The sequence below is a fragment of the Micromonospora sp. NBC_01739 genome (genome assembly GCF_035920385.1).
Classification (GTDB): domain Bacteria; phylum Actinomycetota; class Actinomycetes; order Mycobacteriales; family Micromonosporaceae; genus Micromonospora.
In genome coordinates this window covers 3289603-3316467 of the sequence record NZ_CP109151.1, presented here as the reverse complement: position 1 = coordinate 3316467, position 26865 = coordinate 3289603, and the positions used below count along the sequence as shown (strand labels likewise).

The 26865-nt window shown below is 71.6% G+C and carries 29 protein-coding genes; 12 read left to right on the top strand and 17 right to left on the bottom strand.

The window, feature by feature from the left end; translation table 11 throughout:
- Positions 1 to 135 precede the first annotated feature (135 nt).
- Together nrdR and OIE53_RS14705 are read left to right on the top strand one after the other, a co-directional pair.
- A complete protein-coding gene (gene nrdR / locus OIE53_RS14710) occupies positions 136 to 636 on the top strand; it encodes a transcriptional regulator NrdR (RefSeq protein WP_327022122.1) in 501 nt (166 codons plus the stop codon).
- 63 nt (positions 637 to 699) lie between these two features.
- Entirely contained in the window at positions 700 to 3579 is a 2880-nt protein-coding gene (locus OIE53_RS14705; RefSeq protein WP_327022121.1) for a vitamin B12-dependent ribonucleotide reductase, read from the top strand.
- A gap of 226 nt (positions 3580 to 3805) precedes the next feature.
- Here the strand turns inward: OIE53_RS14705 and OIE53_RS14700 are convergent, their stop codons facing one another.
- Both OIE53_RS14700 and OIE53_RS14695 read right to left on the bottom strand, forming a co-directional pair.
- On the bottom strand, positions 3806 to 5053 hold the full coding sequence (locus OIE53_RS14700) for an RNA polymerase sigma factor (RefSeq protein ID WP_327027211.1): 1248 nt from the start codon (positions 5051 to 5053) through the stop codon (positions 3806 to 3808).
- A gap of 116 nt (positions 5054 to 5169) precedes the next feature.
- Positions 5170 to 5511, bottom strand: a complete 342-nt coding sequence (locus tag OIE53_RS14695) for a YciI family protein (protein WP_327022120.1) — start codon at positions 5509 to 5511, stop codon at positions 5170 to 5172.
- Between the two features lie 163 nt (positions 5512 to 5674).
- Here OIE53_RS14695 and OIE53_RS14690 point away from each other — a divergent pair, with 163 nt between their 5' ends.
- The gene (locus OIE53_RS14690; protein ID WP_327022119.1) at positions 5675 to 5914 is read left to right on the top strand and encodes a DUF5522 domain-containing protein; all 240 of its coding nucleotides are present in this window, start codon (positions 5675 to 5677) and stop codon (positions 5912 to 5914) included.
- Between the two features lie 9 nt (positions 5915 to 5923).
- On the opposite strand, the gene OIE53_RS14685 is transcribed toward OIE53_RS14690, so the two are convergent.
- Positions 5924 to 6613, bottom strand: coding sequence for a metal-dependent transcriptional regulator (locus OIE53_RS14685; RefSeq protein WP_327022118.1), 690 nt, complete (start codon positions 6611 to 6613; stop codon positions 5924 to 5926).
- 99 nt (positions 6614 to 6712) lie between these two features.
- On the opposite strand from OIE53_RS14685, the gene OIE53_RS14680 reads away from it, so the two are divergent.
- From OIE53_RS14680 to OIE53_RS14670, 3 genes are read left to right on the top strand one after another with little or no spacing between them, the layout of a single operon-like run.
- Complete coding sequence (locus OIE53_RS14680; RefSeq protein ID WP_327022117.1) at positions 6713 to 7570, top strand: sulfurtransferase; 858 nt, start codon at positions 6713 to 6715, stop codon at positions 7568 to 7570.
- A 51-nt stretch (positions 7571 to 7621) separates the two neighbouring features.
- Complete coding sequence (locus tag OIE53_RS14675; protein ID WP_327022116.1) at positions 7622 to 8803, top strand: acetoin utilization protein AcuC; 1182 nt, start codon at positions 7622 to 7624, stop codon at positions 8801 to 8803.
- A gap of 25 nt (positions 8804 to 8828) precedes the next feature.
- Complete coding sequence (locus OIE53_RS14670) at positions 8829 to 11384, top strand: bifunctional acetate--CoA ligase family protein/GNAT family N-acetyltransferase (RefSeq protein ID WP_327022115.1); 2556 nt, start codon at positions 8829 to 8831, stop codon at positions 11382 to 11384.
- Positions 11385 to 11413: 29 nt separating this feature from the next.
- On the opposite strand, the gene OIE53_RS14665 is transcribed toward OIE53_RS14670, so the two are convergent.
- The 3 genes from OIE53_RS14665 to sigB all read right to left on the bottom strand — a co-directional run bounded on the left by OIE53_RS14665 (position 11414) and on the right by sigB (position 13129).
- Complete coding sequence (locus OIE53_RS14665) at positions 11414 to 11821, bottom strand: VOC family protein (protein ID WP_327022114.1); 408 nt, start codon at positions 11819 to 11821, stop codon at positions 11414 to 11416.
- Positions 11818 to 12060 (bottom strand): SRPBCC domain-containing protein, encoded by a 243-nt coding sequence (locus tag OIE53_RS14660; RefSeq protein ID WP_327022113.1) that lies wholly within the window; start codon positions 12058 to 12060, stop codon positions 11818 to 11820. The genes OIE53_RS14665 and OIE53_RS14660 overlap by 4 nt, the downstream gene beginning before the upstream one ends.
- Before the next feature lie 64 nt (positions 12061 to 12124).
- Entirely contained in the window at positions 12125 to 13129 is a 1005-nt protein-coding gene (sigB, locus tag OIE53_RS14655) for an RNA polymerase sigma factor SigB (RefSeq protein WP_327022112.1), read from the bottom strand.
- 237 nt (positions 13130 to 13366) lie between these two features.
- Between sigB and OIE53_RS14650 the strand changes: the two genes are divergently transcribed.
- The gene (locus OIE53_RS14650) at positions 13367 to 14155 is read left to right on the top strand and encodes a sporulation protein (RefSeq protein ID WP_327027209.1); all 789 of its coding nucleotides are present in this window, start codon (positions 13367 to 13369) and stop codon (positions 14153 to 14155) included.
- Positions 14156 to 14200: 45 nt separating this feature from the next.
- On the opposite strand, the gene dtd is transcribed toward OIE53_RS14650, so the two are convergent.
- On the bottom strand, positions 14201 to 14623 hold the full coding sequence (dtd, locus tag OIE53_RS14645; RefSeq protein WP_327022111.1) for a D-aminoacyl-tRNA deacylase: 423 nt from the start codon (positions 14621 to 14623) through the stop codon (positions 14201 to 14203).
- Positions 14623 to 16107 (bottom strand): DUF7782 domain-containing protein, encoded by a 1485-nt coding sequence (locus OIE53_RS14640; RefSeq protein WP_327022110.1) that lies wholly within the window; start codon positions 16105 to 16107, stop codon positions 14623 to 14625. The genes dtd and OIE53_RS14640 overlap by 1 nt, the downstream gene beginning before the upstream one ends.
- Before the next feature lie 178 nt (positions 16108 to 16285).
- Here OIE53_RS14640 and OIE53_RS14635 point away from each other — a divergent pair, with 178 nt between their 5' ends.
- Positions 16286 to 17506, top strand: a complete 1221-nt coding sequence (locus OIE53_RS14635) for a S8 family peptidase (protein ID WP_327022109.1) — start codon at positions 16286 to 16288, stop codon at positions 17504 to 17506.
- A gap of 47 nt (positions 17507 to 17553) precedes the next feature.
- On the opposite strand, the gene OIE53_RS14630 is transcribed toward OIE53_RS14635, so the two are convergent.
- The 5 genes from OIE53_RS14630 to OIE53_RS14610 all read right to left on the bottom strand — a co-directional run bounded on the left by OIE53_RS14630 (position 17554) and on the right by OIE53_RS14610 (position 22037).
- Positions 17554 to 18627, bottom strand: a complete 1074-nt coding sequence (locus tag OIE53_RS14630) for an ABC transporter ATP-binding protein (RefSeq protein WP_327022108.1) — start codon at positions 18625 to 18627, stop codon at positions 17554 to 17556.
- A gap of 34 nt (positions 18628 to 18661) precedes the next feature.
- Positions 18662 to 20188 carry an ABC transporter permease gene (locus tag OIE53_RS14625; RefSeq protein ID WP_327022107.1) on the bottom strand — a complete coding sequence of 509 codons (1527 nt, stop codon included), beginning with the start codon at positions 20186 to 20188 and terminating at the stop codon, positions 18662 to 18664.
- A gap of 74 nt (positions 20189 to 20262) precedes the next feature.
- Positions 20263 to 21321: an iron ABC transporter substrate-binding protein gene (locus tag OIE53_RS14620; RefSeq protein WP_327022106.1), complete on the bottom strand. Its 1059-nt coding sequence runs from the start codon at positions 21319 to 21321 to the stop codon at positions 20263 to 20265.
- A gap of 59 nt (positions 21322 to 21380) precedes the next feature.
- Positions 21381 to 21620 carry a hypothetical protein gene (locus OIE53_RS14615; RefSeq protein ID WP_327022105.1) on the bottom strand — a complete coding sequence of 80 codons (240 nt, stop codon included), beginning with the start codon at positions 21618 to 21620 and terminating at the stop codon, positions 21381 to 21383.
- 129 nt (positions 21621 to 21749) lie between these two features.
- Entirely contained in the window at positions 21750 to 22037 is a 288-nt protein-coding gene (locus OIE53_RS14610; RefSeq protein WP_327022104.1) for a hypothetical protein, read from the bottom strand.
- A gap of 88 nt (positions 22038 to 22125) precedes the next feature.
- On the opposite strand from OIE53_RS14610, the gene OIE53_RS14605 reads away from it, so the two are divergent.
- The gene (locus OIE53_RS14605) at positions 22126 to 22707 is read left to right on the top strand and encodes an HhH-GPD-type base excision DNA repair protein (protein ID WP_327022103.1); all 582 of its coding nucleotides are present in this window, start codon (positions 22126 to 22128) and stop codon (positions 22705 to 22707) included.
- A gap of 45 nt (positions 22708 to 22752) precedes the next feature.
- Here OIE53_RS14605 and OIE53_RS14600 read toward each other — a convergent pair whose 3' ends face one another.
- Both OIE53_RS14600 and OIE53_RS14595 read right to left on the bottom strand, forming a co-directional pair.
- Complete coding sequence (locus tag OIE53_RS14600; RefSeq protein WP_327027207.1) at positions 22753 to 23064, bottom strand: hypothetical protein; 312 nt, start codon at positions 23062 to 23064, stop codon at positions 22753 to 22755.
- A gap of 2 nt (positions 23065 to 23066) precedes the next feature.
- Entirely contained in the window at positions 23067 to 23366 is a 300-nt protein-coding gene (locus OIE53_RS14595) for a hypothetical protein (protein WP_327022102.1), read from the bottom strand.
- A gap of 107 nt (positions 23367 to 23473) precedes the next feature.
- On the opposite strand from OIE53_RS14595, the gene OIE53_RS14590 reads away from it, so the two are divergent.
- A complete protein-coding gene (locus OIE53_RS14590; protein ID WP_327022101.1) occupies positions 23474 to 23830 on the top strand; it encodes a DUF3099 domain-containing protein in 357 nt (118 codons plus the stop codon).
- 92 nt (positions 23831 to 23922) lie between these two features.
- On the opposite strand, the gene OIE53_RS14585 is transcribed toward OIE53_RS14590, so the two are convergent.
- On the bottom strand, positions 23923 to 24852 hold the full coding sequence (locus tag OIE53_RS14585) for a carbohydrate kinase family protein (RefSeq protein ID WP_327022100.1): 930 nt from the start codon (positions 24850 to 24852) through the stop codon (positions 23923 to 23925).
- A gap of 4 nt (positions 24853 to 24856) precedes the next feature.
- A complete protein-coding gene (locus OIE53_RS14580) occupies positions 24857 to 25777 on the bottom strand; it encodes a pseudouridine-5'-phosphate glycosidase (RefSeq protein ID WP_327022099.1) in 921 nt (306 codons plus the stop codon).
- Positions 25778 to 25869: 92 nt separating this feature from the next.
- Between OIE53_RS14580 and OIE53_RS14575 the strand changes: the two genes are divergently transcribed.
- A complete protein-coding gene (locus tag OIE53_RS14575) occupies positions 25870 to 26088 on the top strand; it encodes a DUF3039 domain-containing protein (RefSeq protein WP_327022098.1) in 219 nt (72 codons plus the stop codon).
- A gap of 28 nt (positions 26089 to 26116) precedes the next feature.
- Entirely contained in the window at positions 26117 to 26770 is a 654-nt protein-coding gene (locus tag OIE53_RS14570; RefSeq protein ID WP_327022097.1) for a trimeric intracellular cation channel family protein, read from the top strand.
- Positions 26771 to 26865: the final 95 nt, after the last annotated feature.

Below are 26865 nucleotides of genomic sequence, written 5' to 3'. Positions count from 1 at the left end.
ACAGGTTGGGTTCGACTACGGAACGCACTCCCGTACAGTCAGTCGGCGGCCATCGGTTGAAGGATGGTTCGTCGCGCTGAATCGTGCCCGGAGGCGGCCGTAGGCGTGCCCTTTGTCGATCAAGGAGGTCGGGCGATGCGGTGTCCGTACTGCCGGCACGCCGACTCCCGGGTGGTCGACTCGCGGGAGGCCGACGACGGCCAGCTGATCCGTCGCCGACGCTCCTGCCCGGAGTGCGGCAAACGGTTCACCACGGTCGAGGAGGCCGTGCTCGCGGTCGTCAAGCGCAGCGGGGTGACCGAGCCGTTCAGCCGTACGAAGATCATCGGTGGGGTGCGCAAGGCCTGCCAGGGCCGGCCGGTCGACGAGGACTCGATCGCCCTGCTGGCGCAGCGGGTCGAGGAGACCATCCGGGCCAAGGGGGCCGCCGAGATCCCCAGCCACGAGGTGGGGCTGGCCATCCTGGGTCCCCTGCGGGACCTGGACGAGGTCGCCTACCTGCGGTTCGCCAGCGTGTACCGGTCGTTCGACTCGCTCGCCGATTTCGAGCGGGAGATCGAGACGCTGCGGGCCGCCGCGCGTGCCCGGCTGGGTGCCGAGGCCGAGACGGCCGGCGCTGCCGGCCCCGCGCAGTGAACTTTTTTCAGCGGTAGTGACAGTCGGATCGCGCGGTGCCGCGCGGACGAGGGGGCGGATGAGATGCCGGGGGATGGCGTGACAACAAGCAGGGCACGAAGCAAGGCCGGCGCGGGTCTGAAGGTCGAGCGGGTCTGGACCACCGAGGGCGTGCACCCGTACGACGAGGTCGCCTGGGAGCGGCGCGACGTCGTGATGACCAACTGGCGGGACGGCTCGATCAACTTCGAGCAGCGGGGGGTGGAGTTCCCGGAGAGCTGGAGCGTCAACGCGGCCAACATCGTGACCACCAAGTACTTCCGGGGCGCGGTGGGCACCCCGGAGCGGGAGTGGTCGCTGCGGCAGCTGATCGACCGGGTGGTCACCACCTACCGCACCGCCGGGGAGGAGTACGGCTACTTCGCCAGCCCGGCTGACGCGGAGATCTTCGCCCACGAGCTGACCTGGATGCTGCTGCACCAGGTGTTCAGCTTCAACTCCCCGGTCTGGTTCAACGTCGGCACGCCCTCACCCCAGCAGGTCAGCGCGTGTTTCATCCTGGCCGTGGACGACTCGATGGACTCCATCCTCGACTGGTACAAGGAAGAAGGGCTGATCTTCAAGGGTGGCTCCGGCTCCGGGGTCAACCTCTCCCGGATCCGCTCCTCCCGGGAGCTGCTCTCCTCCGGTGGCACCGCCTCCGGCCCGGTCAGCTTCATGCGCGGCGCGGACGCCAGCGCGGGCACCATCAAGTCCGGCGGCGCCACCCGGCGGGCGGCCAAGATGGTCATCCTGGATGTCGACCACCCTGACATCGAGGAGTTCGTGATCACCAAGGCGCGGGAGGAGGACAAGATCCGCGCCCTGCGCGACGCCGGGTTCGACATGGACCTGGGCGGCGCCGACATCGTCAGCGTGCAGTACCAGAACGCCAACAACTCGGTCCGGGTCTCCGACGAGTTCATGACCGCGGTGGAGAACGGCGGCGGCTTCGACCTGCGGGGTCGGCTCGACGGGCAGACCATCGAGACCATCGACGCTAAGAAGCTGTTCCGCACCATCTCCCAGGCCGCCTGGGAGTGCGCCGACCCCGGCCTGCAGTACGACGACACCATCAACGACTGGCACACCTGCCCGGAGACCGGTCGGATCACCGCCTCCAACCCCTGCTCGGAGTACCTGCACCTGGACAACTCCTCGTGCAACCTGGCCTCGCTGAACCTGATGAAGTTCCTCCGCGCCGACGGCGGCTTCGAGGTGGAGAAGTTCGTCAAGTCGGTCGAGTTCGTCATCACCGCGATGGACATCTCGATCTGCTTCGCCGACTTCCCGACCGAGAAGATCGGCGAGACCACCCGGGCGTACCGGCAGCTCGGCATCGGGTACGCCAACCTGGGTGCCCTGCTGATGGCCTCCGGCCTGCCGTACGACTCCGACCAGGGCCGCTCCCTGGCCGCCGCGATCACCTCGCTGATGACCGGTACGGCGTACCGCCGCTCGGCCGAGCTGGCCGGCATCGTCGGGGCGTACGACGGCTACGCCCGCAACGCCGAGCCGCACAAGCGGGTGATGCGCAAGCACGCCGCCGCCAACGACCAGATCAAGCCCAGCGGTACGGTGGCCACCGCAGTGGTCCGCGAGGCCACCAAGCAGTGGACCCAGGGCAACAAGATCGGCGACAAGAACGGCTGGCGTAACTCGCAGGCCAGCGTGCTCGCGCCGACCGGCACCATCGGCCTGATGATGGACTGCGACACCACCGGAGTCGAGCCGGACCTGGCGCTGGTCAAGTTCAAGAAGCTGGTCGGCGGCGGCTCCATGCAGATCGTCAACCAGACCGTGCCGCGCGCCCTGCGTAGCCTCGGCTACCCGGAAGAGCAGGTCGAGGCGATCGTCGAGCACATCGCCGACCACGGCCACGTGGTGGACGCCCCCGGCCTCAAGCCGGAGCACTACCCGGTCTTCGACTGCGCCATGGGCGAGCGGTCCATCGCCCCGATGGGTCACGTCCGGATGATGGCGGCGGTGCAGCCGTTCATCTCCGGTGCCATCTCCAAGACGGTGAACATGCCGGAGCAGGCCACTGTCGAGGACGTCGAGAAGATCTACTTCGAGGGCTGGAAGCTCGGCCTCAAGGCCCTGGCGATCTACCGGGACAACTGCAAGGTGGGCCAGCCGCTGTCGGTGGCCAAGCCGAACAAGGCCGCCGAGCCGGCCCCGACCACCGCGGTCGAGCCGGTGGTGGAGAAGGTCGTGGAGTACCGCCCGGTGCGCAAGCGGCTGCCGAAGAAGCGCCCCTCGGAGACCATCTCCTTCTCGGTCGGTGGCGCCGAGGGCTACCTCACCGCCTCCTCCTACCCGGACGACGGCCTGGGCGAGGTCTTCCTCAAGATGTCCAAGCAGGGTTCCACCCTGGCCGGGGTGATGGACGCCTTCTCGGTGGCCATCTCCATCGGCCTGCAGTACGGCGTCCCCCTGGAGACGTACGTCAGCAAGTTCACCAACATGCGCTTCGAGCCGGCCGGCATGACGGACGACCCGGACGTGCGGATGGCCGCCTCGGTGATGGACTACATCTTCCGTCGCCTGGCCCTGGACTTCCTGCCGTACGAGCGCCGCGCCGAACTGGGCATCTTCACCGCCAAGGAGCGGGCCGCCCAGCTGGCGGCCGAAGCCGAGGCGGAGGCCAACGGCACGGACCTGACCGCGATGGCTGCCTCCGCCCCGCTGGAGCACCGGCCGGAGGAGCCGAAGGCCGGGCCGATCGCCCAGCCGGCCCAGGAACTCGCCGAGGTCGCCGCGGTCAAGCCGGCCCCGGCGGTCGGTTCCAGCACTGAGCTGCTGGAAGCCGTGATCGGCAAGGCCGCCGACGCGCCGCTCTGCTTCACCTGCGGCACGAAGATGCGCCCCGCCGGCAGCTGCTACGTCTGCGAAGGCTGCGGCTCTACCAGCGGCTGCAGCTGATCCATCACACCCGACCGCCCGGCCTCGCCCCCCGAGGCCGGGCGGTCGCCGCATCCCCCACCTGCCTGCTCCTCCCACACCCCGCTCTCCCGTACCCCTCTTTCTCCCCGTCGATCTTGCACTTTTCGTCGCGGCAAAAGCCGCATAGTGGATCTTTTCGGTGACCAGAAGTGCAAGATCGCGGGGTGGGAGTGAGGGCGCGAGGGGGTGGGGCGCGGGGCGTGGGTCAGGGGTGGGGGAGGAGGGGGGTGAGCATGGTGGTCAGGTGGGTGCGTTCGGCGGTGTTGTCGGTCAGGGCCAGGGCGGCGCGGTAGGCGTCGGCGGCTTCGGCCGGGCGGTTCAGGCGGCGGAGCAGGTCGGCGCGGATCGCCGGCAGATAGTGGTAGCCGGCCAGACGAGGGTCCCGGGCCAGGGTGTCCACCTCCGCCAGGGCCGACTCCGGCCCCTGCACCATGGACACCGCCACGGCTCGGTTCAGGGCGACCACCGGGGAGGGCCAGCGGGCCAGCAGCGCGTCGTAGAGCCGGAGGATCTGCGGCCAGTCGGTCGCGGCGTAGCTGGGCGCGTGGGCGTGCAGCGAGGCGATGGCGGCCTGCAGCGCGTACCGGCCCGCCCGTCCGGTGCGCAGGGCTTCGACCACCAGGCCATGACCCGTACCGATGGCGCTCCGGTCCCAGCGGGAACGGTCCTGGTCCTCCAGTCGTAGCAGCCGACCCTGGTCGTCGGTGCGGGTGGCCCGGCGGGCGTCGGTGAGCAACAGCAGGGCGAGCAGCCCGCCCACCTCGGGCTCCTGGGGCATCAACTCCCGCAGCATCCGGGCCAGGTGCAGGGCCCGGTCCACCAGGTCGGCGCGGACCAGGTCGCCGCCGGTCGGCGCGGTGTGCCCGGTGGTGAAGAGCAGGTGTACGACGGTGAGCACCGCGTCCAGCCGTTCGGGCAGTTCGGCGGAGTCCGGTACCCGGTAAGGGATCCGGGCCGCTGAGATCTTCTTCTTGGCCCGGGTGAGTCGGGCCGCCATGGTCGACTCGGAGACCAGGAAGGCCCGGGCGATGTCGAGGGTGCTGACCCCGCAGACCAGACGCAGGGTGAGGGCCACCTGCGCCTCCCGGGCGAGCGCCGGATGACAGCAGGTGAAGACCAGCCGCAGCCGATCGTCCGGTACGGCTACCTCGTCGGGCGTCTCCGGCTCGACCGTCTCCGGCTCGACCGCCTCCGGCTCGACCGCCTCCGGCTCCACGAGCAACGGGAGCTTGGTGCGCAACACCTGCCGTCGGCGCAGTACGTCGAGGGCCCTGCGGCGGGCGATGGCGGTCAGCCAGGCACCGGGCTTGTCCGGTACGCCGTCCCTGGTCCAGGTGCCCAGTGCGGCGACGTACGCCTCCTGGACGCATTCCTCGGCCAGGTCCAGGTCACCGGCGACCCGGGCGGTGGCGGCGAGCACGAAGACCCACTCCCGGCGATGCGCCTCGACCAGTGCCTGACCGGCGGCGCTGAGATCGCCCGGCGCGGCGCCGGTGGGATCGCGCGGGGTGGCGCCGACCGCTCCCGGTAGCGCGGCACTGCCGGACCCGGCGGGTTCCGCGCGGTCGTTCACTCCGTCGGGGCGATGAACAGGGGCCGGACCTCCACCCCGCCGTGGATGGTGGCCGGGTTCAGCTTGGCGATCTTCAGTGCCGTCTCCCGGTCGGGCGCCTCCAGCACGAAGAATCCGGCGACGACCTCCTTGGCCTCGATGAAGGGGCCGTCGGTGACGAGGTCTCCGCGTACCGCGGCGGCGGTGGTGCTCGGTTGCAGCGCGAAGCCGGTGAGGATCTGCCCGCCCAACTCGGTCACCTTCGCCGGATACTGTTCGAGTAACGCTACGTAGTCGGGGGTCAGCTCCATCGGGTCGGCCGGTGCCGGCGAGTAGATCAGTACTGCGTACTGGGGCATGGGTCCTCCTTGGATCGCTGTTCATCCTCGGCGTAACCCGCGCGGGAGGCCAGCGCGAATCGGTCCGGGTGGAAAGATCTCCACCGATCCACCCACGCGTTCAGCTCGACAGGGCAGCGCCACGCTGGTCAGCGCATCGGGTACGGCTGCCTAGACTGCCGCGGTGAGCGGAGAGCGACGGCCCTTGGCGGGGCGACCCCTGACCGAACCGCATCCGTCCCGGCTGTCGCCGGAGCATCCGGAGCGGGAGCGGATCCTGGCCGCCCACGCCGCCGCCCTGGCCGCCGGTGACGCCGGGTACCCGGACCCGGCCACCGGCCTGTTCGTACTCACCGCCGGCTTTCTGGCCCGGCGAAGCACCTGCTGCGGCCGGGGCTGCCGGCACTGTCCGTACGTGACCTGAGGGCCGGCCTCAGGCTGCGGCGACGAACACCCGGGAGGCCACCTCACGGGGCAGCCGGATGATCTCTCCGGAACGGTCGATGGAGACCCCGTCGCGTTCCTGGGCCACCGTGACGGTGGCACCGGGGTCCACCCCGGCGGCGTGCAACTGCCGGAGCACCTCCGCGTCGGTCTGCACGCTCTCGCAGATCCGCCGGACGACCACCTGCCCGGTCAGGCCCGGGAAGGCCAGGTTCCGCTCGCCCTCGACCGGCTCCGGCTCGGTCTCGCCCGGTGAGCCGAGATCCTCCAGGCCGGGGATGGGGTTGCCGTACGGCGACCGGGTAGGCCGGTTCAGCAGGTCGTAGACCCGCTTCTCGACCGCGTCGCTCATCACGTGCTCCCAGCGGCAGGCCTCCTCGTGGGCCTCCTCGTAGGGCATCCCGATGATGTTGACCAGCAGCAGTTCGGCGAGCCGATGCTTGCGCATCACCGAGACGGCCGTGCTGCGGCCCAGCGGGGTGAGGCTGAGATGGCGGTCGCCCTCGACGGTGAGCAGGCCGTCGCGCTCCATCCGGGCGACGGTCTGGCTGACGGTGGGGCCGCTCTGGCGCAACCGTTCGGCGATCCGGGCGCGCAGCGGCGGTACACCCTCTTCCTCGAGTTCGAGGATCGTACGCAGGTACATTTCGGTCGTATCGACCAGGTCGTGAGACTTCATGGTGTCAGCGGCCCTCCAACGATCGATGGTACCCTGCCGCACCTTCGACACCTGTCGCCGAACCGCAGCCAGGCTCACCGATGGTGTTGACTGGGCGACATGTCCGCTACCGATGATCTTCTGGTGGAGGCGGAGCAACTCGCCGCCGAACTTGCCGCGGTCGACCCGCCCACCCTGCTCGACGTCCGCTGGCGGCTGACCGGTCCGCCCGGCCGGGCCGACTACGCGGCGGGACACCTGCCGACCGCGGTCTTCGTCGACCTGGACACCGCCCTGTGCGGTCCGCCGGGACCGGCCGGTCGCCACCCCCTGCCCGACCCGGCCGCGTTGCAGTCCGCGCTGCGGGCCGCCGGGGTGCGGGCCGGTCACCCGGTGGTGGTGTACGACGGCGGTGACGGCATGGCCGCGGCCCGGGCCTGGTGGACCCTGCGGTGGGCCGGACACCGTCCGGTACGCGTCCTGCACGGCGGCTTCCCGGCCTGGTCGGCGGCCGGTCTGCCGGTCAGCACCGACGAGCCGGACCCGGCGCCGGGGGACGTGACTCTCACGCCGGGGGCGTTGCCGGTGCTGGACGCGGTCGGCGCCGCCCGACTGGCCGCGGCCGACGAGGGGGTCCTGCTCGATGTGCGTGCCGCCCCCCGGTACCGGGGCGAGCATGAACCGATCGACCCGGTCGCCGGGCATGTGCCCGGTGCGGTCAACCTGCCCGCCCCGGAGTACGTCACCGAGGGGCGGTTCGGCGCTGCTGCGGCCCTGCGCGACCGGTTCATCGCCGCCGGGGTGAGTCCCAGCGCGCCGGTCGGGGCGTACTGCGGCTCCGGGGTGACGGCCGCGCAGGCCGTGCTGGCGCTGCATCTGGCCGGTCGACCGGACGCCGCGCTCTATGTCGGCTCCTGGAGCAACTGGGTGGCCGACCCACAACGGCCGGTCGCGGTCACCCCACCGTCGGGCCCCTGACCGTGCCTGCCGACCCCTGACGCCCGGCTGGTTGCGTGCGACCATGGTCAGATGTCCGAAGACACGGTGGTGGTGTGGGACGAGTCCCTGCTCGCCTACGACCTCGGTGACCACCCGCTTGACCCGGTGCGGGTGGAGTTGACCATCGCACTGGCCCGGGAACTGGGTGTGCTGCAACGGCCCGGGGTACGGCTGGTCCGGCCGTGGCCGGCCGACGAGGCGCTGCTCACCCGGGTGCACGACCAGCGTTACCTGGACGCGGTCCGGATGGCCCCCCGCGAACCGTACTTCTCCGGCTTCGGCCTGGGCACCTCGGACAATCCCATCTTCGACCGGATGCACGAGGCCAGCGCGTTGATCGCGGGCGCCTCGGTGGCCGCGGCCGAGGCGGTGTGGTGGGGGCAGGCCCGCCGGGCGGTCAACGTGGCCGGCGGCCTGCACCACGCCATGGCCGGCCGGGCCGCCGGGTTCTGTGTCTACAACGACCCGGCGGTGGCCATCGCCCGCCTGCTCGACCTCGGTGCCCAGCGGATCGCGTACGTCGATGTCGATGTGCATCACGGCGACGGGGTGCAGCAGATCTTCTGGGACGACCCCCGGGTGCTGACCGTCAGCCTGCACGAAACCCCGCTGGCGCTGTTCCCCGGCACCGGCTTTCCCGACGAGACCGGCGGCCCGGGCGCCGAGGGCACCGCGGTCAACGTCCCGTTGCCGCCCGGTGTCTCCGACGCCGGTTGGCAGCGCGCCTTCCACGCGATCGTGCCGTCGGTGCTGCGGGCCTTCCGCCCCCAGTTGCTGTTCACCCAGTGCGGCGCGGACGCCCACCGCAGCGATCCCCTGGCCGACCTGCATCTGTCCGTCGACGGTCAGCGGGCCACCTACCTGGCCCTGCGGGCCCTCGCCGACGAACTGTGCGAGGGGCGCTGGGTGGCCACCGGTGGCGGCGGGTACGCCCTGGTGGAGGTGGTGCCCCGGGCCTGGACCCACCTGCTGGCGGTGGCCACCGGGGCGCCGCTGGACCCGGCCACCCTGACCCCGCCGGCCTGGCGGGCGTTGGCCGCCCAGCGTCGGCCCGGCACGGAGGTGCCGGTGCGGATGACCGACGACGTCGATCCGGGGTACGAGCCGTGGCAGCCCACCGGCGAGCCGAACCCGGTGGACCGGGCGATCGCGGCGACCCGCAAGGCGGTCTTCCCGTTGCTCGGCCTCGACCCGCACGATCCGCGCGACTGAGTCGGCCAGGGGAGGGCCGCCCGAGGTGACCACAGCAGAACATGCCATCGACGTCCTGCTCAGCGATGGCGCAACGGTCCAGTTGCGACCGATCCAACCGTCGGACGCCCCGGCGATCGTCGCCATGCACGCCCGGTTCTCCGAGCGCACCCGGTACCTGCGCTACTTCTCGCCGTACCCCCGCATTCCCGAGCGGGACCTCCAGCGGTTCGTCAACGTCGACCATGTAGACCGGGAGGCCTTCGTGGTGCTGGCCGGCGAGCGGATCGTCGCGGTCGGCCGCTACGAGCGGCTCGGCCCGGCCGCACCCGACGCCGAGGTGGCCTTCGTGGTGGAGGACGCCTACCAGGGGCGGGGGATCGGCTCGGTGCTGCTGGAACACCTGGCCGACGCCGCCCGCCGGGCCGGCATCGTCAACTTCGTCGCCGAGGTGCTGCCGGCCAACGGCGCCATGTTGCGGGTCTTCGCCGACTTCGGCTACCAGGTGCAGCAGCAGTTCGCCGACGGGGTGGTGCACCTGACCTTCCCGATCGCTCCCACCGAGGCGACCCTGGAGGTGCAGCGCGGCCGGGAGCAGCGGACCGAGGCCCGCTCCATCGCCCGGCTGCTGGCCCCCCGGGGTGTGGCCGTCTACGGGGCCAGCGCGACCGGCCAGGGGGTCGGCGCGGCTGTGCTCGGGCACCTGCGGGACGGGGGCTTCACCGGCTCGGTGGTGCCGGTGCATCCCCACGCGACCCGGGTCGCCGGGCTGCCCGCGTACCCCTCGGCGGCCGACGCGGGGCTGCCGGTGGATCTGGCGGTGGTGGCCGTGCCACCGGAGTCCGCGTCCGAGGTGGTCGCGGACGCGGCCAAGGCCGGGGTGCACGGCCTGGTGGTCATCTCCGCCGGCTTCGCCGAGGCCGGGGTGCAGGGTGCGGCCGCGCAACGGACCCTGGTCCGGGCGGCCCACGCGGCGGGCATGCGGGTGATCGGCCCGAACTGCCTGGGGGTGGCCAACACCGACCCGACCGTACGCCTCAACGCCACCCTGGCCCCCCGCCTGCCGGTGCCCGGCCGGGTCGGCATCTTCAGTCAGTCCGGTGCCTTCGGGGTGGCGCTGCTGGCCGAGGCGGATCGACGTGGCCTGGGTTTGTCCAGCTTCGTGTCGGCCGGTAACCGGGCCGACGTGTCCGGCAACGACCTGTTGCAGTACTGGCAGGACGACCCGGCCACCGACGTGATCATGCTGTACCTGGAGACCTTCGGTAACCCGCGCAAGTTCGCCCGGCTGGCCCGGCGCATCGGCCGGGACAAGCCGGTGGTGGCGTTGGCCTCCCCGGCCCGCCCACCCGGGGTGGGGGACTCCGTGGGCCCGGACGAGGCGGCCGTGAGCGCCCTGTTCGCCCAGTCCGGGGTGATCCGGGTGGACACCGTGGCCGAGTTGCTCGATGTCGGGGTGCTGCTGGCCAACCAGCCGCTGCCGGCCGGTGACCGGGTGGGCATCGTCGGCAACTCCTCGGCGTTGACCGGGCTGGCGGCGACCGCCTGTATGGCCGCCGGGCTGGCCGTCGCGGTGGGCTACCCCCGGGACGTCGGTCCACGGGCCAGCGCCTTCGACTTCGCCCGGGCGCTGGCCGCCGCCGCGCAGGACGAGAACGTCGACGCCCTGGTGGCACTCTTCGCCCCACCCCTGCCTGGCCAGCTGACCGGCACCGAGGCGGACTTCGCGGCCACCCTGCCGGTGGCGTTGACCGCCGACAAGCCTGCGGTGGCGACCTTCCTGGTCGGCCGGACCCCGGCCGGAGTGCCCGCCTACCCGAGTGTGGAGGAGGCCGTCCGCGCCCTGGCCCGGGTCACCGCGTACGCCGACTGGCTGCGCCGACCCCCCGGGGTGCTGCCCGAACTGTCCGACGTCGACCCCCAGGCGGTGCAGGCGGCGTTGCGCGGGGACGGAGCCGACAGCGCGGCCCTGCTCGCCGCGTACGGCATCGAGGTGATCGAGTCCGTGCCGGCCGATTCGGCCGGGGAGGCGGTCGAGGCGGCGACCCGGCTCGGCTTCCCGGTGGCCCTGAAGGCCGCCGCCGCCGGTCTGCGGCACCGCCTCGATCTCGGCGCGGTACGGCTGGATCTGGCCGACCCCGCCACCGTACGCCGCACCTATGCGGAACTGGCGACGACCTTCGGCAACCAGGTGCTGGTGCAACCGATGGTCCCGCCCGGGGTGGCCTGTGTGGTCGAGGTGGTGGAGGATCCGGCGTTCGGTCCGGTGGTCGGTTTCGGGCTGGGTGGGGTCGCCACCGAGTTGCTCGGCGACCGGGCCTGGCGGGCTGTCCCGCTGACCGACCGTGACGCCGCCGAACTGGTGGACGCGCCGCGCGCGGCACCCCTGCTGCACGGGCACCGGGGAGCCGATCCGGTGGACCGGGGGGCCCTGATCGACCTGCTGTTGCGGGTCGGACGGTTGGCGGACGAACAGCCCCGGGTCCGTTCCCTGACCCTGAACCCGGTACTGGCCCGGCCGGACGGTTTGTCGGTGCTGCACGCCAGTGTCGGGGTGGGCTCCGCGGTAGCCCGCCCCGACACTGGCCCCCGTCGACTGTGAAGCGGCGGCGCGGCGGCACCCGCGATCGATCAGGCCCGGCTGGAAATCTGTTGCACCGCCCAGGCGTTACCGTCCGGGTCCGCGAAGTGGATGAAGCCGACATTGTCCAGCGGGTCCGGCACCGGGTGCGGGTTCTCGCCCAGCACCTGGATCTCGCTGACCTCGACGCCGCGTTCGAGTAGTTGGGTCCGCGCCTTGTGCAGGTCCGGTACGACGAGCTGGAGTCCCTTCAGCGACCCCGGCGGCATCTGCGGCACCGCGCCCTTGCCGATCACTATCGAGCAGCCGGAGCCCGGCGGGGTCAACTGCACCAGCCGGATGTCGTCGTTGATGACGGTGTCGTGGTCGACCGTGAAACCGAGTTGGTCGGCGTAGAAGGCCTTGGCCCGGTCGAGGTCCGAGACCGGTACGACGACCACTTCCAGTGTCCAGTTCATGGCTTCACTCCTGGTGTTGTCGCCAGCAGTCCGGCGAGTCGGATGTAGCTCTCGGTGACGCCGCGGGCCATCGGGTAGCGCAGGGCCGTGGCCCGCCCGTCGGGGGTGGCGAAACGCAGCGTGGTGGTCACCGTGGTGCACCCGGCCAACTCGGTGAATTCGTGGTCGACCAGGGTCTCGCCGGGGTACGACTGATCGTCGAACAGTTCGGTGTAGACCAGCCGGTGGGGCGGGGTCAAGCCGACACGACGAGGTCGGCTCCGGTGAACCACCGGGGCCGACCTCGCAGTTCATCTCACCCGCTCAGCAGGCGTACGCCTCCAGCCGCTGGGCCCGCTCCGGTGCCCGCAGCTTGAGCAGCGTCACCTTCTCGATCTGCCGGATGCGCTCACGGGACAGGCCGAACTCCCGACCGACCTCGTCCAGGGTGCGCTGGCGGCCGTCGTCCAGCCCGAACCGCAGCCGGATCACCGCCTGCTCACGCTGGGACAGGGTGGCCAGCACGATGCTCACCTCGTTGCGCAGCTCCCCCTGAACGGCTTCGTCGGCGACCATGGGGTCGGCGGCGGCGACGAAGTCACCCAGGGCACTCTCGCCGTCCTCGCCGACGGTCTGGTCCAGACTCACCGGCTCCCGGTCGTACGAGATCAGCTCGATCACCTGGAACTCGGGCACGTCGAGGGCCCGGGCGATCTCGGCGACGGTGGGTTCGCGGCCCAGCGACACCGCCAGCTCGCGGCGGGCCCGGACCATCCGGTTGACCTGCTCGACCATGTGGACCGGGATGCGGATGGTGCGGGCCTGGTCGGCCATGGCGCGGGTGATGGCCTGTCGGATCCACCAGGTGGCGTAGGTGGAGAACTTGTAGCCCTTGGTGTAGTCGAACTTCTCGACGGCGCGGATGAGGCCGAGGTTGCCTTCCTGGATGAGGTCGAGGAAGGCCATGCCGCGACCGGTGTACCGCTTCGCGATGCTGACCACCAGGCGGAGGTTGGCCTCCAGCAGGTGGTTCTTCGCGGCCTGCCCCTCCTGCACGACCACCGTAAGGTCGGCGCGCAGCTCGGCGGAGACCGGAGTGCAGGTGCTCAGCTTCTCCTCGGCGAAGAGCCCGGCCTCGATCCGCTTCGCCAGATCGACCTCCTGGGCGGCGGTGAGCAGCTTGGTGCGGCCGATGCCGTTGAGGTAGGCGCGGACCAGGTCGGTGGAGACGCCGCGCTCGTCGGTGGCGTCCAGGTCGGTCAGGGTGTCGATGCCGGGCTCGGCCTCGATGCCGACGCGCGTCTGGTGCTCCATCATCTGCAGACCCATCTCCGTCTCCCCGTTTCGTCCGTGCGGTGTTGCGTGGCCAGTTCTGCCGGTGACACACAGCTTGGCGGTCGGGGCGTAAAACGGGAGTGAGGCGATCGAGAACCTGACAGCACCACATCGGTCGGATCGGTTGATTCGCCCGGTTCGGGTTGCTCACTCCGGTTACCGTGCCTGCGGTCGGGCCGACCAGGTGGTCTGCCGAGGTGGGACAGAAACGTTCGAGTGACGGAGGCAACGGTGGTCTTCAAGCGACTCATGCAGGCGATGGGAGTCGGTGGCCCCACGGTGCAGACGGTGTTGGCGAATCCGAACTGTCGGCCGGGAGGCCAACTGGAGGGCACCGTCACGGTCGGCGGCGGCGACCACCCGGTGGACATCTCGTACGTGGCGCTGGGGTTGCAGACCCGGGTCGAGGTGGAGAGCGGCGACAGCGAGTACTCGACCAACCAGGAGTTCCACCGGCAGCACGTCACCGGGGCCTTCCGGCTGGAAGCCGGACAACGGCACGACATCCCGTTCCGCTTCGAGGTGCCCTGGGAAACCCCGGTGACCGAACTGTACGGACGGCACCTGACCGGGATGACCATGGGGCTGCGTACGGAACTGGAGGTGGCCCGGGCGGTCGACTCCAGCGACCTGGACGCGGTGGCGGTGCACCCCCTGCCAGCCCAGGAGCGGCTGCTGGAGGCGTTGCTGCGGTTGGGTTTCCGGTTCGCCCGGGCCGACCTGGAACGGGGGCACATCTACGGCGTGCACCAGACCCTGCCGTTCTACCAGGAGATCGAGTTCTATCCGGCCCCGCAGTACGCCGGCGCGATGAACCAACTGGAGGTCACCTTCATCGCCGACCCCCGACAGGTGCAGGTGGTGTTGGAGCTGGACAAGCGCGGCGGGCTGTTCACCGAGGGTAGGGACGTCTTCGGCCGGTTCACCATGGACCACGCGACCCTGGACCAGACCGACTGGGCCGCCCAACTCGACGGCTGGCTGCGGCAGTCCCTGCGACGCCGAGGACTCTTCGGCTGACCTCCCGGGCCGCCCCCACCGCCCCGGATGAGGGCGGCCCGGTCGTCAGAGGTCGAGCAGGATGGTGCGGGGGCCGACGTTGACGCTCTCCACCAGCATGTGCGCCCGGAAGCGACCGGTGTCAACCTGGGCGCCACGCTGACGCAGCGCCTCGACGACCGCCTCCACCAGGGGCTCGGCCACCTCGGCCGGGGCCGCGGCCGTCCAGGAGGGGCGGCGCCCCTTGCGGGCGTCGCCGTACAGGGTGAACTGGCTGACCACCAGGATCGGGGCGGCGACCTCGGCGGCGGAGCGTTCCTCGTCGAGGATCCGCAGCTCATGCACCTTGCGGGCCATCGTTCGGGCAATGTCCAGGGTGTCGGTGTGGGTCACCCCGACCAGCACCAGCAGCCCGTCGGTGATCGCACCGACCACCTCGCCGTCGACCGTGACGCTGGCCCGTCCGACGGTCTGCACCACCGCGCGCACTAGGCCGCCACCGGCTCGATGAAGCCCCGCTCCACCAGGTGCGCCACGATCGGGCCGGCGGCCTCGGCCAACTCCTCCACGGCGACGTCGTGCGCCACGGCGAGCAGGGCGAGCTGGTCCCGCAGTGGCAGCCGCCCGTCGGCCCCGCCGACCAGGGCCAGCACCAGGGGGTCGATCTCCTCGCTCCAGCGCAGCCCGTGCGGCATGGTCAGGACCTGACGATCCACCCCCCAGCCCTCCTCGCCCATGGTGGCCTCCTGGTGCAGCCGCAGCCCCTCGGCGGCGCGGTAGCGGGCGGCCAGCAGGCCCTCGGTGCCCTGCTGCCGCAGCCAGTCCTGCCGGTCGAACCAGGTGGCGATGCGCTCACCCAGGGGGGACTGCACCCGCTGGCGCAGATCCTCGACCCGTACGACCGGGTCGTCGTGGCCACTTCGTCGCAGCGAGACGATGCCGAAGCCGATCGCCTCCACCTTGTGCGCGTCGAACCAGTCCAGCCAGTCCGCCATCCGCTGGGGGTCGGCTACCTCACCGACGTCGGTGAGCCACAGGTTGACGTACGCCATCGGGTCGGCCACCTCGCGCTGGATGACCCAGGCGTCCAGCCCGGTGTCGGCGAACCAGCCGGTCACCCGCTCCGCCCAGTCCTCGCCGGTGACGTGCACCCAGTTGGCCAGGTACTGCATGGTGCCGCCCTCGGTGAGCAGGCCCGGCGCGGCGGCGGCCAGCTCGGCGCCGATCGCGTCACCCACCCGGCCGGAGTCGCGGTACACGTGGGTGGTGATGCCCGGCCCGACCACGAAGGGCGGGTTGCTCACCACCAGGTCGAAGCGGCGCCCGGCCACCGGCGCCACCATGTCCCCGCGCAGCAGCTCCCAGTCCTGGCCGTTGAGGGCCGCGGTGGTGGCGGCGAAGCGCAGGGCCCGCCGGGAGACGTCCGTGGCGGTGACCCGCCGGGCGTGGGTGCTCAGGTGCAGGGCCTGCACCCCGGAGCCGGTGCCCAGATCCAGGGCGGTCTCCACCGGCCGTCGGACGGCGGCGCCGATCATGGTCTGGGTGGCCCCGCCGATGCCGAGCACGTGTTCGGCGTGCAGCGGGCGGCCGGGGCGGGCGCTGGCCGGCACGTCCGCCAGCACCCACCAGTCGTCCTCGTACGGTTCCAGGTCCAGGCCCATCCGCAGACCCTCGCCGTGCCGTTCGACCAGTCCGGCCTCCAGCGCCTCGGCGATCGACAGCGGGGCCAGGGCCGCCGCGACGGCGGCCTCCGGCTCGGTCTGCTCGCAGATGAACATCCGGATCAGGGTGGCGAGCGGATCCCGGTCGGTGGTGGCGCGCAGCGCGGCTCGGAAGTCGTTGCGGGCCACCCCACCGGTCGCCGTCGAGCCGAGCCGGGCGGCGATGCCGTTGGCGGTGAAGCCGGCGTTGGTCAGCGCGGTCCGCAGGGCGTCGACGCCGGCGGGGGAGAGCAGCATGTCGTGTCCGTCCACCCTGTCATCCTGCCTGGTCGCACCGCCCTCTACTGCTAGCACCCGTGACATCTGAAGTCAATCGATGCACATCTCTGTTATATCCATCGATCTAGCGCTAGCATCTCCTGCAACTCAATCCACGGGCGGGTCGTCCGGCCAGAACCCGGTCGGCTGCCCAGGTAAGGGAGGCAAGACGATGTCCTCAGGGTCCCCCGCGCGGCGCAGCCTCATCCGGGCGTTCGCCGTCGTCGCCACCGCGGCGGCCGTCTCCGCGGCCACCACCACCGCTGCGGTAGCCGCACCCACCGGCGAGATCCGCGGTGCCGGCGCGTCGAACGCGATCAGCGGAAGTTACCTTGTCGTTCTTCGCTCTGACGCGGTCGGCACCGCCGGCTCGTCGGCCGCCCGGGCCGCCGTCCCGGACCGGGCCAGCGCCCTGGTCAAGCGGTACGGGGGCAGTGTCTCCGACGTGTTCAGCGCCGCGCTGACCGGCTTCTCCGTCAAGATGACCGCCGCCCAGGCCGCCCGGCTGGCCGCCAACCCGGCGGTGGAGTACGTGGAGCAGGACCAGAAGATCACCCTGGCGGCCACCCAGACCAACCCGACCTGGGGCCTGGACCGCATCGACCAGCGTAACCGTCCGCTGAGCGGCACCTTCACCTACCCGAACACGGCCACCAACGTGCGGGCGTACATCATCGACACCGGCATCCGGACCACCCACGGCCAGTTCGGTGGCCGCGCCACCTGGGGCACCAACACGGTGGACAGCAACAACACCGACTGCAACGGCCACGGCACCCACGTCGCCGGCACGGTCGGCGGCTCGACCTACGGTGTCGCCAAGGGGGTCCGCCTGATCGCGGTCAAGGTGCTCAACTGCTCCGGCAGCGGCACCACCACCGGTGTGATCAACGGCGTGAACTGGGTGACCGCCAACGCGGTGAAGCCGGCCGTGGCCAACATGAGCCTCGGCGGAGGGGTCAGCAGCACCCTCGACAACGCGGTGGCCAACTCGATCCGCGCCGGCATCAGCTACGCCGTGGCAGCCGGCAACTCGAACGCCAACGCCTGCAACTCCTCGCCGGCCCGTACCTCGACCGCGATCACGGTCGGCTCGACGACCAGCACGGACGCCCGGTCGTCCTTCTCCAACTACGGCTCCTGCGTGCACATCTTCGCCCCGGGCTCCAGCGTGCTGTCGGCGTACCACACCAGCAACACCGCCACCAGCACCCTGAGCGGCACCTCGATGGCCGCGCCGCACGTGGCCGGCGCCGCCGCCCTGGTCCTGTCGGCCAACCCCTCCTGGACCCCTGCCCAGATCAAGACCTACCTGGTCAACAACGCCACCACCGGCGTGGTGACCAGCCCGGGCAGCGGCTCCCCGAACCGCCTGCTGTACGTGGTCAACTGATCCTCAGCTGAGACCGGCCCGGTGGATCACCGATCCACCGGGCCGCCTCATGCCGCCAGATCGACCAGCACCGAGGTGGTCGAGCCGGGTACGGCCTGGGTCGGGAAGACCCGGGCCGGGCCGTCGACCTGCACCGTGACCTGGCCACCTACCGGGCAGGGCGGACCGCCGTCGAGAATCCGGGCGGTGATCCGGGTGCCGTCCTCCAGCCGGAGCCCGATCAACGCGTCATGTCCGTGGAAGTCGTGCCGCAGGACCCTGGCGGTGATCCCGGCCTGGCCGGTGGCCAGGCGAATCTGCTCCGGGCGGACCAACACGGTCACCGGACCCTCGGCCACCGACCCGGTGACCGGCAACGCACCCAGGGCGGTCCGGGCGATTCCCCGCTCGACGACCGCCGGCAGCAGCACCGCCTCGCCGACGAACCCGGCCACCCAGGCGTCGACCGGCTCCCGGTAGATCGTCGCCGGGGCGTCCGCCTGAACCACCCGCCCGTCGCGGAGCACCACCACCTTGTCGGCCACCGACAGGGCCTCGCCCTGGTCGTGGGTGACCAGCACGCCGGTCGCACCGTCGGCGCGCAACGCCTCGCGTACGTCGTGCCGCAGTCCCGCCCGCAGACCCGCGTCGAGGGCGCTGAACGGCTCGTCCAGCAGCACCACCGAGGGGCGGGGGGCCAGCGCCCGGGCCACCGCCACCCGCTGCTGCTGCCCGCCGGAGAGTTGATGCGGCATCCGGGCGCCGTACCCGGCCAGCCCGACCAGGGTCAGCACCTCCTCGACCCGGTCGGATCGGCGGGCCGCTCGGTCCAGGCCGTAGCCGACGTTGTCGGCGACACTCAGGTGCGGGAAGAGGGCACCTTCCTGGGGCACCACCGCGATGTTGCGTCGGTGCGCCGGCAGGTGCCGCCCACCGCCGGCCACCCGGTTGCCGTCGATCCGGATCTCCCCGGCGTCGATTCGCTCGAAGCCGGCCAGGCTGCGCAGCAGGGTGGTCTTGCCGCACCCGGAGGGACCGAGCACGGCGGTCAACTGACCGGAGGGCACGCTGACATCCACCCCGCCCAGGGCGGTGACCCGCCCGTACCGCTTGACCACCCCGCTGAGCACGACCTCGCTCATGCCGGTCCTCCACTGAGTTGATTGTTCGTACGGCTCATGCCCGCTCCTCCTTGTCGAGCAGGCCGCTGCGGGCGACCAGCCACCAGGTGGGCAGGGCGGAGATCGCCACCAGCAGTGCCGCGTAGGGTGCCGCGGCGGCGTAGGCACCGACCGCGGTGCTGGTCCACAACTCGGTGGCCAGGGTGTCCATCCCGGTGGGCCGCAGCAGCAGGGTGGCGGGCAGTTCCTTCATGCCGGTGAGGAAGACCAGCGCGGCCCCCGCACCGATGCCCGGCAGGGTCAGGGGCAGGGTCACCGTCCGCAGCACGGTCCACGGCCCCCGGCCCAGGGACCGGGCCACCTCCTCCAGCCCGGCGGGGGACTGGGCGGCCGCCCCGGCCACCGCACCGACCGCCAAGGGCAGGAACAGGGTGGCGTACGCGAGAGCCAGCAGCCACCGGGTCTGGTAGAGCGGGAAGGCGACATTGATCCCGAAGAAGATCAGGGAGAGCCCGATCACCACCCCGGGAAGGGCGTGGGCCAGATAGGCCAGCCGGTCCAGCAGGCTGGTCAGCGGGCCGGGTGCCCGCGCGGTGAGCAACCCCAGGGGCAGCGCCAGCAGCATGGTCAGTGCCGCCCCGGCCAGCGAGACCGTCAGCGAGTTCCCGGCGGCGGCGAGCACCTCGGGCAGGGCCCCGGGGCGGGACACCCCGGCGGCCAGTCGCCGCCCCAGGCTGACCGCCGGCACCCCGAGGGCCAGTCCGGCCAACCCGATGAGCACCGCCATGACCGGCCAGCGGGCCGGGCCCAGCGACAGCCGGGACACCGGGCGGCGGGCACCGCCGAGTCGGGCGTACCGGGCGCCCCGGCGACGGGTGGCGGTCTCACCGGCCAGCAGCAGCACGGTGAGCGCCACCAGCACGCTGGAGAGCACCAGGGCTCCGGTCCGGTCGAAGCCCAGGTCGAAGGCGACGAAGATGGCCCGGGTGAAGGTGTCGGCGCGCAGGATGGACACGGCGCCGAAGTCGGAGAGCACGTAGAGCGCCACCAGCAGGGCGCCGGCCGCGGTGGCCGGACGGATCTGCCGCAGGGTGACCGCGGTGAAGGTCTGCCAGCCGCTGCGCCCCAGCGACCGGGACACCTCCTCCTGGGCCGGGTCGGCCCCCCGCAGAGCGGCGGCGACCGGCAGCAGGACGTAGGGGTAGGAGCAGAGGGTGAGCACCAGGGCGGCCGGCCAGAAGCCCTCCAGCCGGGGCAGCGCGGAGACCCAGGCGAAGGCGGCGATGTAGGTCGGTACGGCCAGCGGCAGGGCCGCCAGCACGGCGAAGACCCGACGACCGGGCAGGTCGGTGCGGGTGACCAGGAAGGCCGTACCCACCCCGAGCAGCACACAGGCCATGGTGACCACGGCAGCCAGGCCGATGCTGCGCAGGGCCAGCAGGCCCACCCGTTCGGTCCACAACTCCGCGGCGATCCGGTCCCAGCCCGCCTCGGCGGTGCGTACCGCCAGGTAGGCCAGCGGGATCAGGGCGACGGCCACCGCGGCGGTCGAGGCCACCAGCAGGGTGGGCCGGGGGGCCATCCGCCGTACCTGCCCGGATACGCCGGACAGGGCCGACCCGGTGCGGGGCGGCCCTGTGACGGTCGGGGGAGCGGTCAGGGGACCAGCCCCGAGTTCTTGATCATGGCGACGGTGGCGTCCAGGGTGTCCAGGTCGTTCAGGTCGATCTGCGGCACCGCCAGGTCGGCCAGGGCGGGCACGAACGCCGGGCCGGGCACCCCCTCGATCACCGGGTACTCGTAGGTCTGCTCGGCGAAGTAGGTCTGGGCCTCGGTGCCGAGCAGGAAGTCCACGAACTTCTGCACGTCCGGGTTGTCGGCCGCGCGCTTGAGCACCCCCACGCCGGCGACGTTGACCAGGGCACCGGTGTCGCCGCCGGGGAAGAAGTGCAGCTTGGCCTTGAGGGCGTCCGGGGTGGTGCCCTGCTCCTTGGCGACCTCGCCGAGGTAGTAGTGGTTGATCAGGCCGACCGGGGTGGCCCCGTTGAGCACGTCCTCGAGGATCTTGCCGTTGCCGTCGCGGATCTGCGGGTCGTTGGCCTTGAGGCCGCGCAGGAACTCCTCGGCCTTGGCGTCGTCGTGCTGCACCCGGATGGCCGTGACGAACGCCTGGAACGACGCGTTGGTCGGTGCCACGCCGACCTTGCCCTTCCAGGCCGGTCCGGTGAGGTCGAACACCGAGGCGGGCAACTGGTCGGCCGACACCAGGTCCGGGTTGTAGGCCAGCACCCGGGCACGGGCGCTCACCCCGACCCACTGGCCGTTGCCGGCACGGTAGGTGGCCGGCACCTTGGCCGTGGTGGCCTCCGGCAGGGTGCTGAACATGCCCTGCTTGGCGACCGTGCCGAGGGCCCCGGCGTCCTGAGCCAGGAAGACGTCCGCCGGGGACTTGTCGCCCTCCTCGACCAGCTGGGCCGCGAGCTGCGCGGTGTTCGCGAAGCGGGCGTTGACGGCGATGCCGGTCTGCTCGGTGAACTTGTCCAGCAGGGGCTTGATCAGTTGCTCGTTGCGGCCGCTGTAAACCGTGATCTGCTTGTCGGTCGACTGGCCGGAGCCGTTCGTCGTGTCCTCCTCGCCCGATCCGCAGGCGGCCAGGCCCACGGTGAGCAGGCTGGCGGCAAGCAACGCACTCGCGATGCGGCGGGTGGCAGGCACGGTGAACCCCTTCTCCGGTTGGTCGAGCAACCGCCTTAGCGAAGCGGCCGACGCCGAAGTTAGCACAGCCTAACCTCAGTTCCGAATCGGGTGGACTGCCCCACCGCTTCCGGGGGAGGCAGGTCGTAGAGCTTCTCGGCTTCGGCGCGGGTGTCGAGGGCGTCAGCCGGATTGTGGGCGTACGCCCGGGGGGCGCGGTGGATGCGATGGATGGTGTCGATGTCGGCGGAGGTCGGGCGGCGCAGTGACAGCCGAGGAGTCCGCAACTCCTCGTGATCGATCCGGTCGGCCTGGCCCATGCCTGAATTCTCCCTCAGGTGCCACGGGTCGAGGTCGGCACGCTGACGGATGCGACACGCCTCGATCACCTGGCGCCGGTGGTCCATGCCGAGGGGGGAACATGGCTGCCTCGTGACTCGGTCACGCCGCTACTGAGCTTGCTCCGCGCGTAACTCGTCGGCCGTGATGCGCACGTCCCGGAAATCGATGATCGCTTCGAGCGTCACACGGATCAGCGTGGCCAGGTCACCCCGGGAACACAGCAGGATGTCGGCGAGGACCCTTGGCTCGATCTCCAGGTCATTCGGATAGCAGTCGTGCCACGCCATGTCGGCCAGGTGCAGAAGATCGAGGGCGGCCTCGACACGCTTCCGACCGAAGAGGGCCTCGACCTCTGGTCGGCGTTCGCGGCGGCGCTGCTCACTGCCGATGGCCATCGAACTGCCTCCCTCGTACTGACGAGACACCACGCGCGTCCGGGCAAGGATGTGTCCGGAGCCGCCCGGTGGACGGCAGGATGGTCTCATGACGCTGTCACTGCCCATTGACCCGGAGGCGAACCGGCTGCTGGCCCGCGAGCCGTTGGCCCTGCTCGTCGGCATGGTGCTGGACCAGCAGGTGTCGATGGAGAAGGCGTTCTCTTCTCCGTACGTGCTGACTCAGCGACTCGGGCACGACCTGGACGCCCGGGAGATCGCCGGGTACGACCCGGAGGCCCTGGTGGCCCTCTTCGCCCAGCCGCCAGCCCTGCACCGGTTCCCCAAGGCGATGGCGGCCCGGGTGCAGGAGGTGTGCCGGGCGCTGGTCGAGCACTACGACGGCGATGCCGCCCGGCTATGGGCCGAGGTGCCGGACGGGGCGCAACTGCTCGCCCGGATCACCGCCCTGCCCGGCTTCGGTCGGCAGAAGGGGCAGATCTTCCTCGCCCTGCTCGGCAAACGGTTCGGGGTGCAACCGCCCGGCTGGCGGGAGGCGGCCGGCGACTACGGCGACCCGGAGGCCCACCGCTCCGTGGCCGATGTCACCGACGCGGAGTCGCTGCGCCTGGTCCGTGAGTACAAGCAGCAGATGAAGGCGGCGGCGAAGGCGAAGGCCGCCGGGGCCTGATCGCCGGCCGGATTCCGCCTTCGGTCCGGCGGCCCGGGTCGATCGTCAGGCGGCGCTGGGCTGGGCCAGGGCGGCGATGGCCCGCCGGACGTCGGCCAGTGAGACCGTGGCGGAGTCGTCCAGGTCGGCGAGGCCGGCCTCGATCCACTGCCGCATCAGGGTGGTCACCCCGATGCCCCGGGCGTCGGCCGCTTCCCGGACCCGCTCGTAGGTCTCCAGGGGCAGCCTGACCGAGCGGCTGACCATCGGGGTGTCGGTGTCGGGGACGGGTAGCTCCACGGGTCGGCTCTCGTCGATCAACTCGGCGAGTCGCTCGCCGCCGCCGTGGAACTGCTTGGTCGCGTCGTGACGGTCCATCGTCACCGCCTCCTGCTCTCCGGGGATCTTCGTACGGCCTCGTCGTAGCGCTTGGCCTCGATGTCACTCAACTCGCGGGCGGACAGGACGTCCCAGTCGTTGTCGGCCCCGTCGGCCTCGGCCAGCAGTACGGCGATCCGCCGCCCCTGGGCGGTGGTGGCGTAGACCACCATCACGTCGTCGCCGAGGTGGCGGATGACTCGCCGACCGCTGTGCAGCGCCGCCCAGACTTCCCCCGGTGTGACGTCGTAGACCCGCAGGTTGGCCAACGCCTCGTCGGTGAAGCTGAACCGGCTGCCCACGGCGAGAGCGTACCACGTACGTAACACGGGATCCGGGGGCCGGACATTCCTCGTCGGCGGGCCGGTGGCAGTGACAGGATGGGGAACAATCCCCGAGGAGGTAGAGGGTGAAGCGTCAGGCGTACCGACCGATCCTCATCACCGACGCCTCGCGAAGCCAGGACGACCAACTGACCACCCGGCAACGGCGCTACATCGTGATGATGGGCATCCGGGTGGCCTGTCTGATCGTCGGTGCCATCCTGGTCAGCGCCCGCACACCCCTGCTCTGGCTCTGGTTGCCCCTGCTGGCGGTGGGCATGCTGGTCGTCCCCTGGCTGGCGGTGCTGCTCGCCAACGACCGCCCGCCGAAGGAGCGACACCGGCTGGCCAACCGGTTCCGGGCCGGCCGGTCGACCGAGGCCCCGGCGATGAGTCTCACCACCGAGGAACGACCCCACAAGATCATCGACGGCGAGCCCTGACGGCCGGGTAGCCGGTGCTGCCCACCGCCCCCGTGGTACCGGTTCTGCCCACGGGGGCGGTGTCGTCTGTCTCGCGGGACCGCGCGGCCGGATCAGTCGCTCGGGCGGGCGCCGACCTGGGAGACCGCCGCCGCACCGAGGCGGGTGGCCCGCTCCAGGGCGGCGTGGGGCGGTGCCCCGGCCAGCCACGCGGTCAGCAGCCCGGCGGCGAAGGCGTCACCGGCTCCGGTCACGTCCGTCACCGCCACCCGGCGCGCCGGAATGGCCACGATCGTCGGCTGCCGGTCCACCCAGGTAGCGCCGGCCGCCCCCTGCTTGACCACCACCCGTCGGGCCGAGGCCGCCAGGGCCCGCCCCTGCGCCACCGGATCCAGCCCGCCGGCCAACACGGCCGCCTCGTCGGTGTTCACCAGCAGCACATCCACCCCGCGTACCCAGGACAGGAAGGCCGCCGCCCCGGCCGCCCGCAGGGGGGCCGCGGAGGCCGCGTCGACGCTGGTGGTCAGGCCCTGCTGACGGGCGAGGGCCAGCGCGTGCAGCCCGGCCGGTCGGGAACCGGGGTCCAGCAGGACGTACCCGGACAGGTGCAGATGGGTCGCCTCCGGTGCCCCGGCCAGGGCCTGCTCGACATGCTCCGGGGTCAACCGCAGGTTAGCTCCACGCTCGGTGATCATGGTGCGTTCGTCGCCTGCGGCCAGCACGATCACCGTGCCGGTGGGGCATCCGGCGATCCGGGCCACGGCACAGTCCACCCCGGCGGCGATCAACTCCGCCACCCGGTCCCGCCCCGCGGCATCGTCACCGACCGCGGCGACGAGCGTCACCGGCACCCCCTGGGCGGCCAGCCAGGCGGCCGTGTTGGCGGCCTGACCGCCCCCGGTGAACCGGATCTCCGCCGCCGTGTCCGAGCCGGACGCCAGCGGGCCGGCCAGCATCGCCACCACGTCGGTGATCACGTCACCGACTACCAGGATCCGACCGCCCTGACCGGCCGGGTCGGGTCTCGCAGGGTCGGCGGGCACGGTGTCACCCACGGCGGGCGGCGGCGACCGCGATGCGGGCGGCGAGGTCGGCGTTACGCAGGATGATCCGGACGTTGACCGCCAGGCTCGCGCCCTGGGTGGCCGAGTGGAAGTGAGCCAGCAGGTACGGCGTCACAGCCTTGCCGCTGATCCCGTCACGCTCCAGCCGGGCCAGCCCTTCGGCGAGGGTACGGTCGTGCAGTTGCGGATCCAGCTGTTCCTCGGTGGGCAGCGGGTTGGCGACCACCAGGCCGCCGTGCTGGACGCCGTGCTGTTCGCGCGCGGCCAGGATCTCGGCGATCAACTCCGGGGAGTCGACGGACCAGTCCAGGTCGAAGCCGCCGTCGGTGATGAAGAAGCCCGGGAAACGGCGGGTGCGGTAGCCGACGACGGTCACCCCCAGGGTCTCCAGGCGTTCCAGCGTCGCGCCGACGTCGAGGATCGACTTGACCCCGGCGCAGACCACCGCGATCGGGGTGGCGGCCAGGGCCACCAGGTCGGCCGACTCGTCGAAGGTCTGCGCCGCCTCCCGGTGCACCCCGCCGAGCCCACCGGTGGCGAACACCCTGATCCCCGCCGCTGCGGCCAGGGCACTCGTCGCGGCCACCGTGGTGGCACCGTCCGCGCCGGTCGCTGCGGCCACGGCCAGATCACGTACGGAGAGCTTGGTCACGCCGTCGGCGGTGGCCAACCGGGTCAGCTCGGCGTCATCGAGGCCCACCACCACCTCACCGGAGACCATGCCGATGGTGGCCGGCACCGCGCCGGCGTCCCGCACCGCCTGCTCAATCTGACGGGCCACCGTCAGATTGTCCGGCCGGGGCAGGCCGTGCGAGACGATGGTGCTTTCCAGGGCGACCACCGGACGGCGTTCGCGCAGCGCCTCGGCCACCTCGGTGCCGTAGCGAAGATGAAAGTTGGTCACGGTTGCCCACCGTACTGCCCAGCGGTGCAGGTCACCCTCAGGTGGACCGAGGCCACGCGGACCTGCAAGACTTGACGGTCGGAGGTGCAGACGTGAGCGCACAGGTCCTTGAGCGTCCGGAACTGAAGGACGCCGACACCGGTCCGGAGATGTTCCACTACGTCCGGAAGGAAAAGATCGCCGAAAGTGCCGTCATGGGCACCTTCGTCGTGGCGTTGTGCGGAGAGACCTTTCCGGTGACGAAGACTCCCAAACCGGGATCGCCGGTCTGCCCGAAGTGCAAGGAGATTTACGACTCGTACTCCGAGTGAGCCTGCTCGGGCGGCGTAACCTGCGGCGGTGACCACCTCCACCGCCCTGCTCCTGGCCGACCTGGCCGGAGTCACGGTCTTCGCCGCCTCGGGTGCCTCCGCGGCGGTGGCCAAGCGGCTCGACCTGTTCGGTGTCGTCTTCGTCGGGTTCGTCGCCGCCCTCGGTGGCGGGATCGTCCGGGACCTGGTGATCGGCGAGGTTCCGCCCCTGGCCTTCGCCGACTGGCGGTACGCGACCACCGCCGCGGTCACCGCCGGGGCGATCTTCTGGCTGCACCCCCAGTTCGCCCGGCTCCGCACCACCGTGCTGGTGCTGGACGCGGCCGGGCTGGGGCTGTTCACCGTCGCCGGCACCCTCAAGGCCCTGGACGCCCAGGTGCCCCCGGTGGGTGCCGGTCTGATCGGCATGATCACCGCCATCGGTGGTGGGCTCTGCCGCGACCTGCTGACCGCCGAGATCCCGGTCGTGCTGCGACGGGAGATCTACGCCGTGGCCGCTCTGGCCGGGGCGATCCTGGTGGTGCTCCTGGACACTCTCGGCCACGCCGGGCCGGCCCCGCTCACCGCGGCGGTGGTCCTGGTCTTCGGCGTACGCCTGGTGGCCCTGCGACGACGCTGGTCGGCGCCGGTGGCGACCCTGCGACCACCGCGCACCGGCACCCCCGGACCGACCCCGGACTAGCGCGACCCGCCACCGGGGGACCACCCGGTGTGGCGTCGAGTGGGGCGCGGGGCCGGTGCTGGTTATGCTGAATCGGCCTTCGCGGCCCTGGCGCG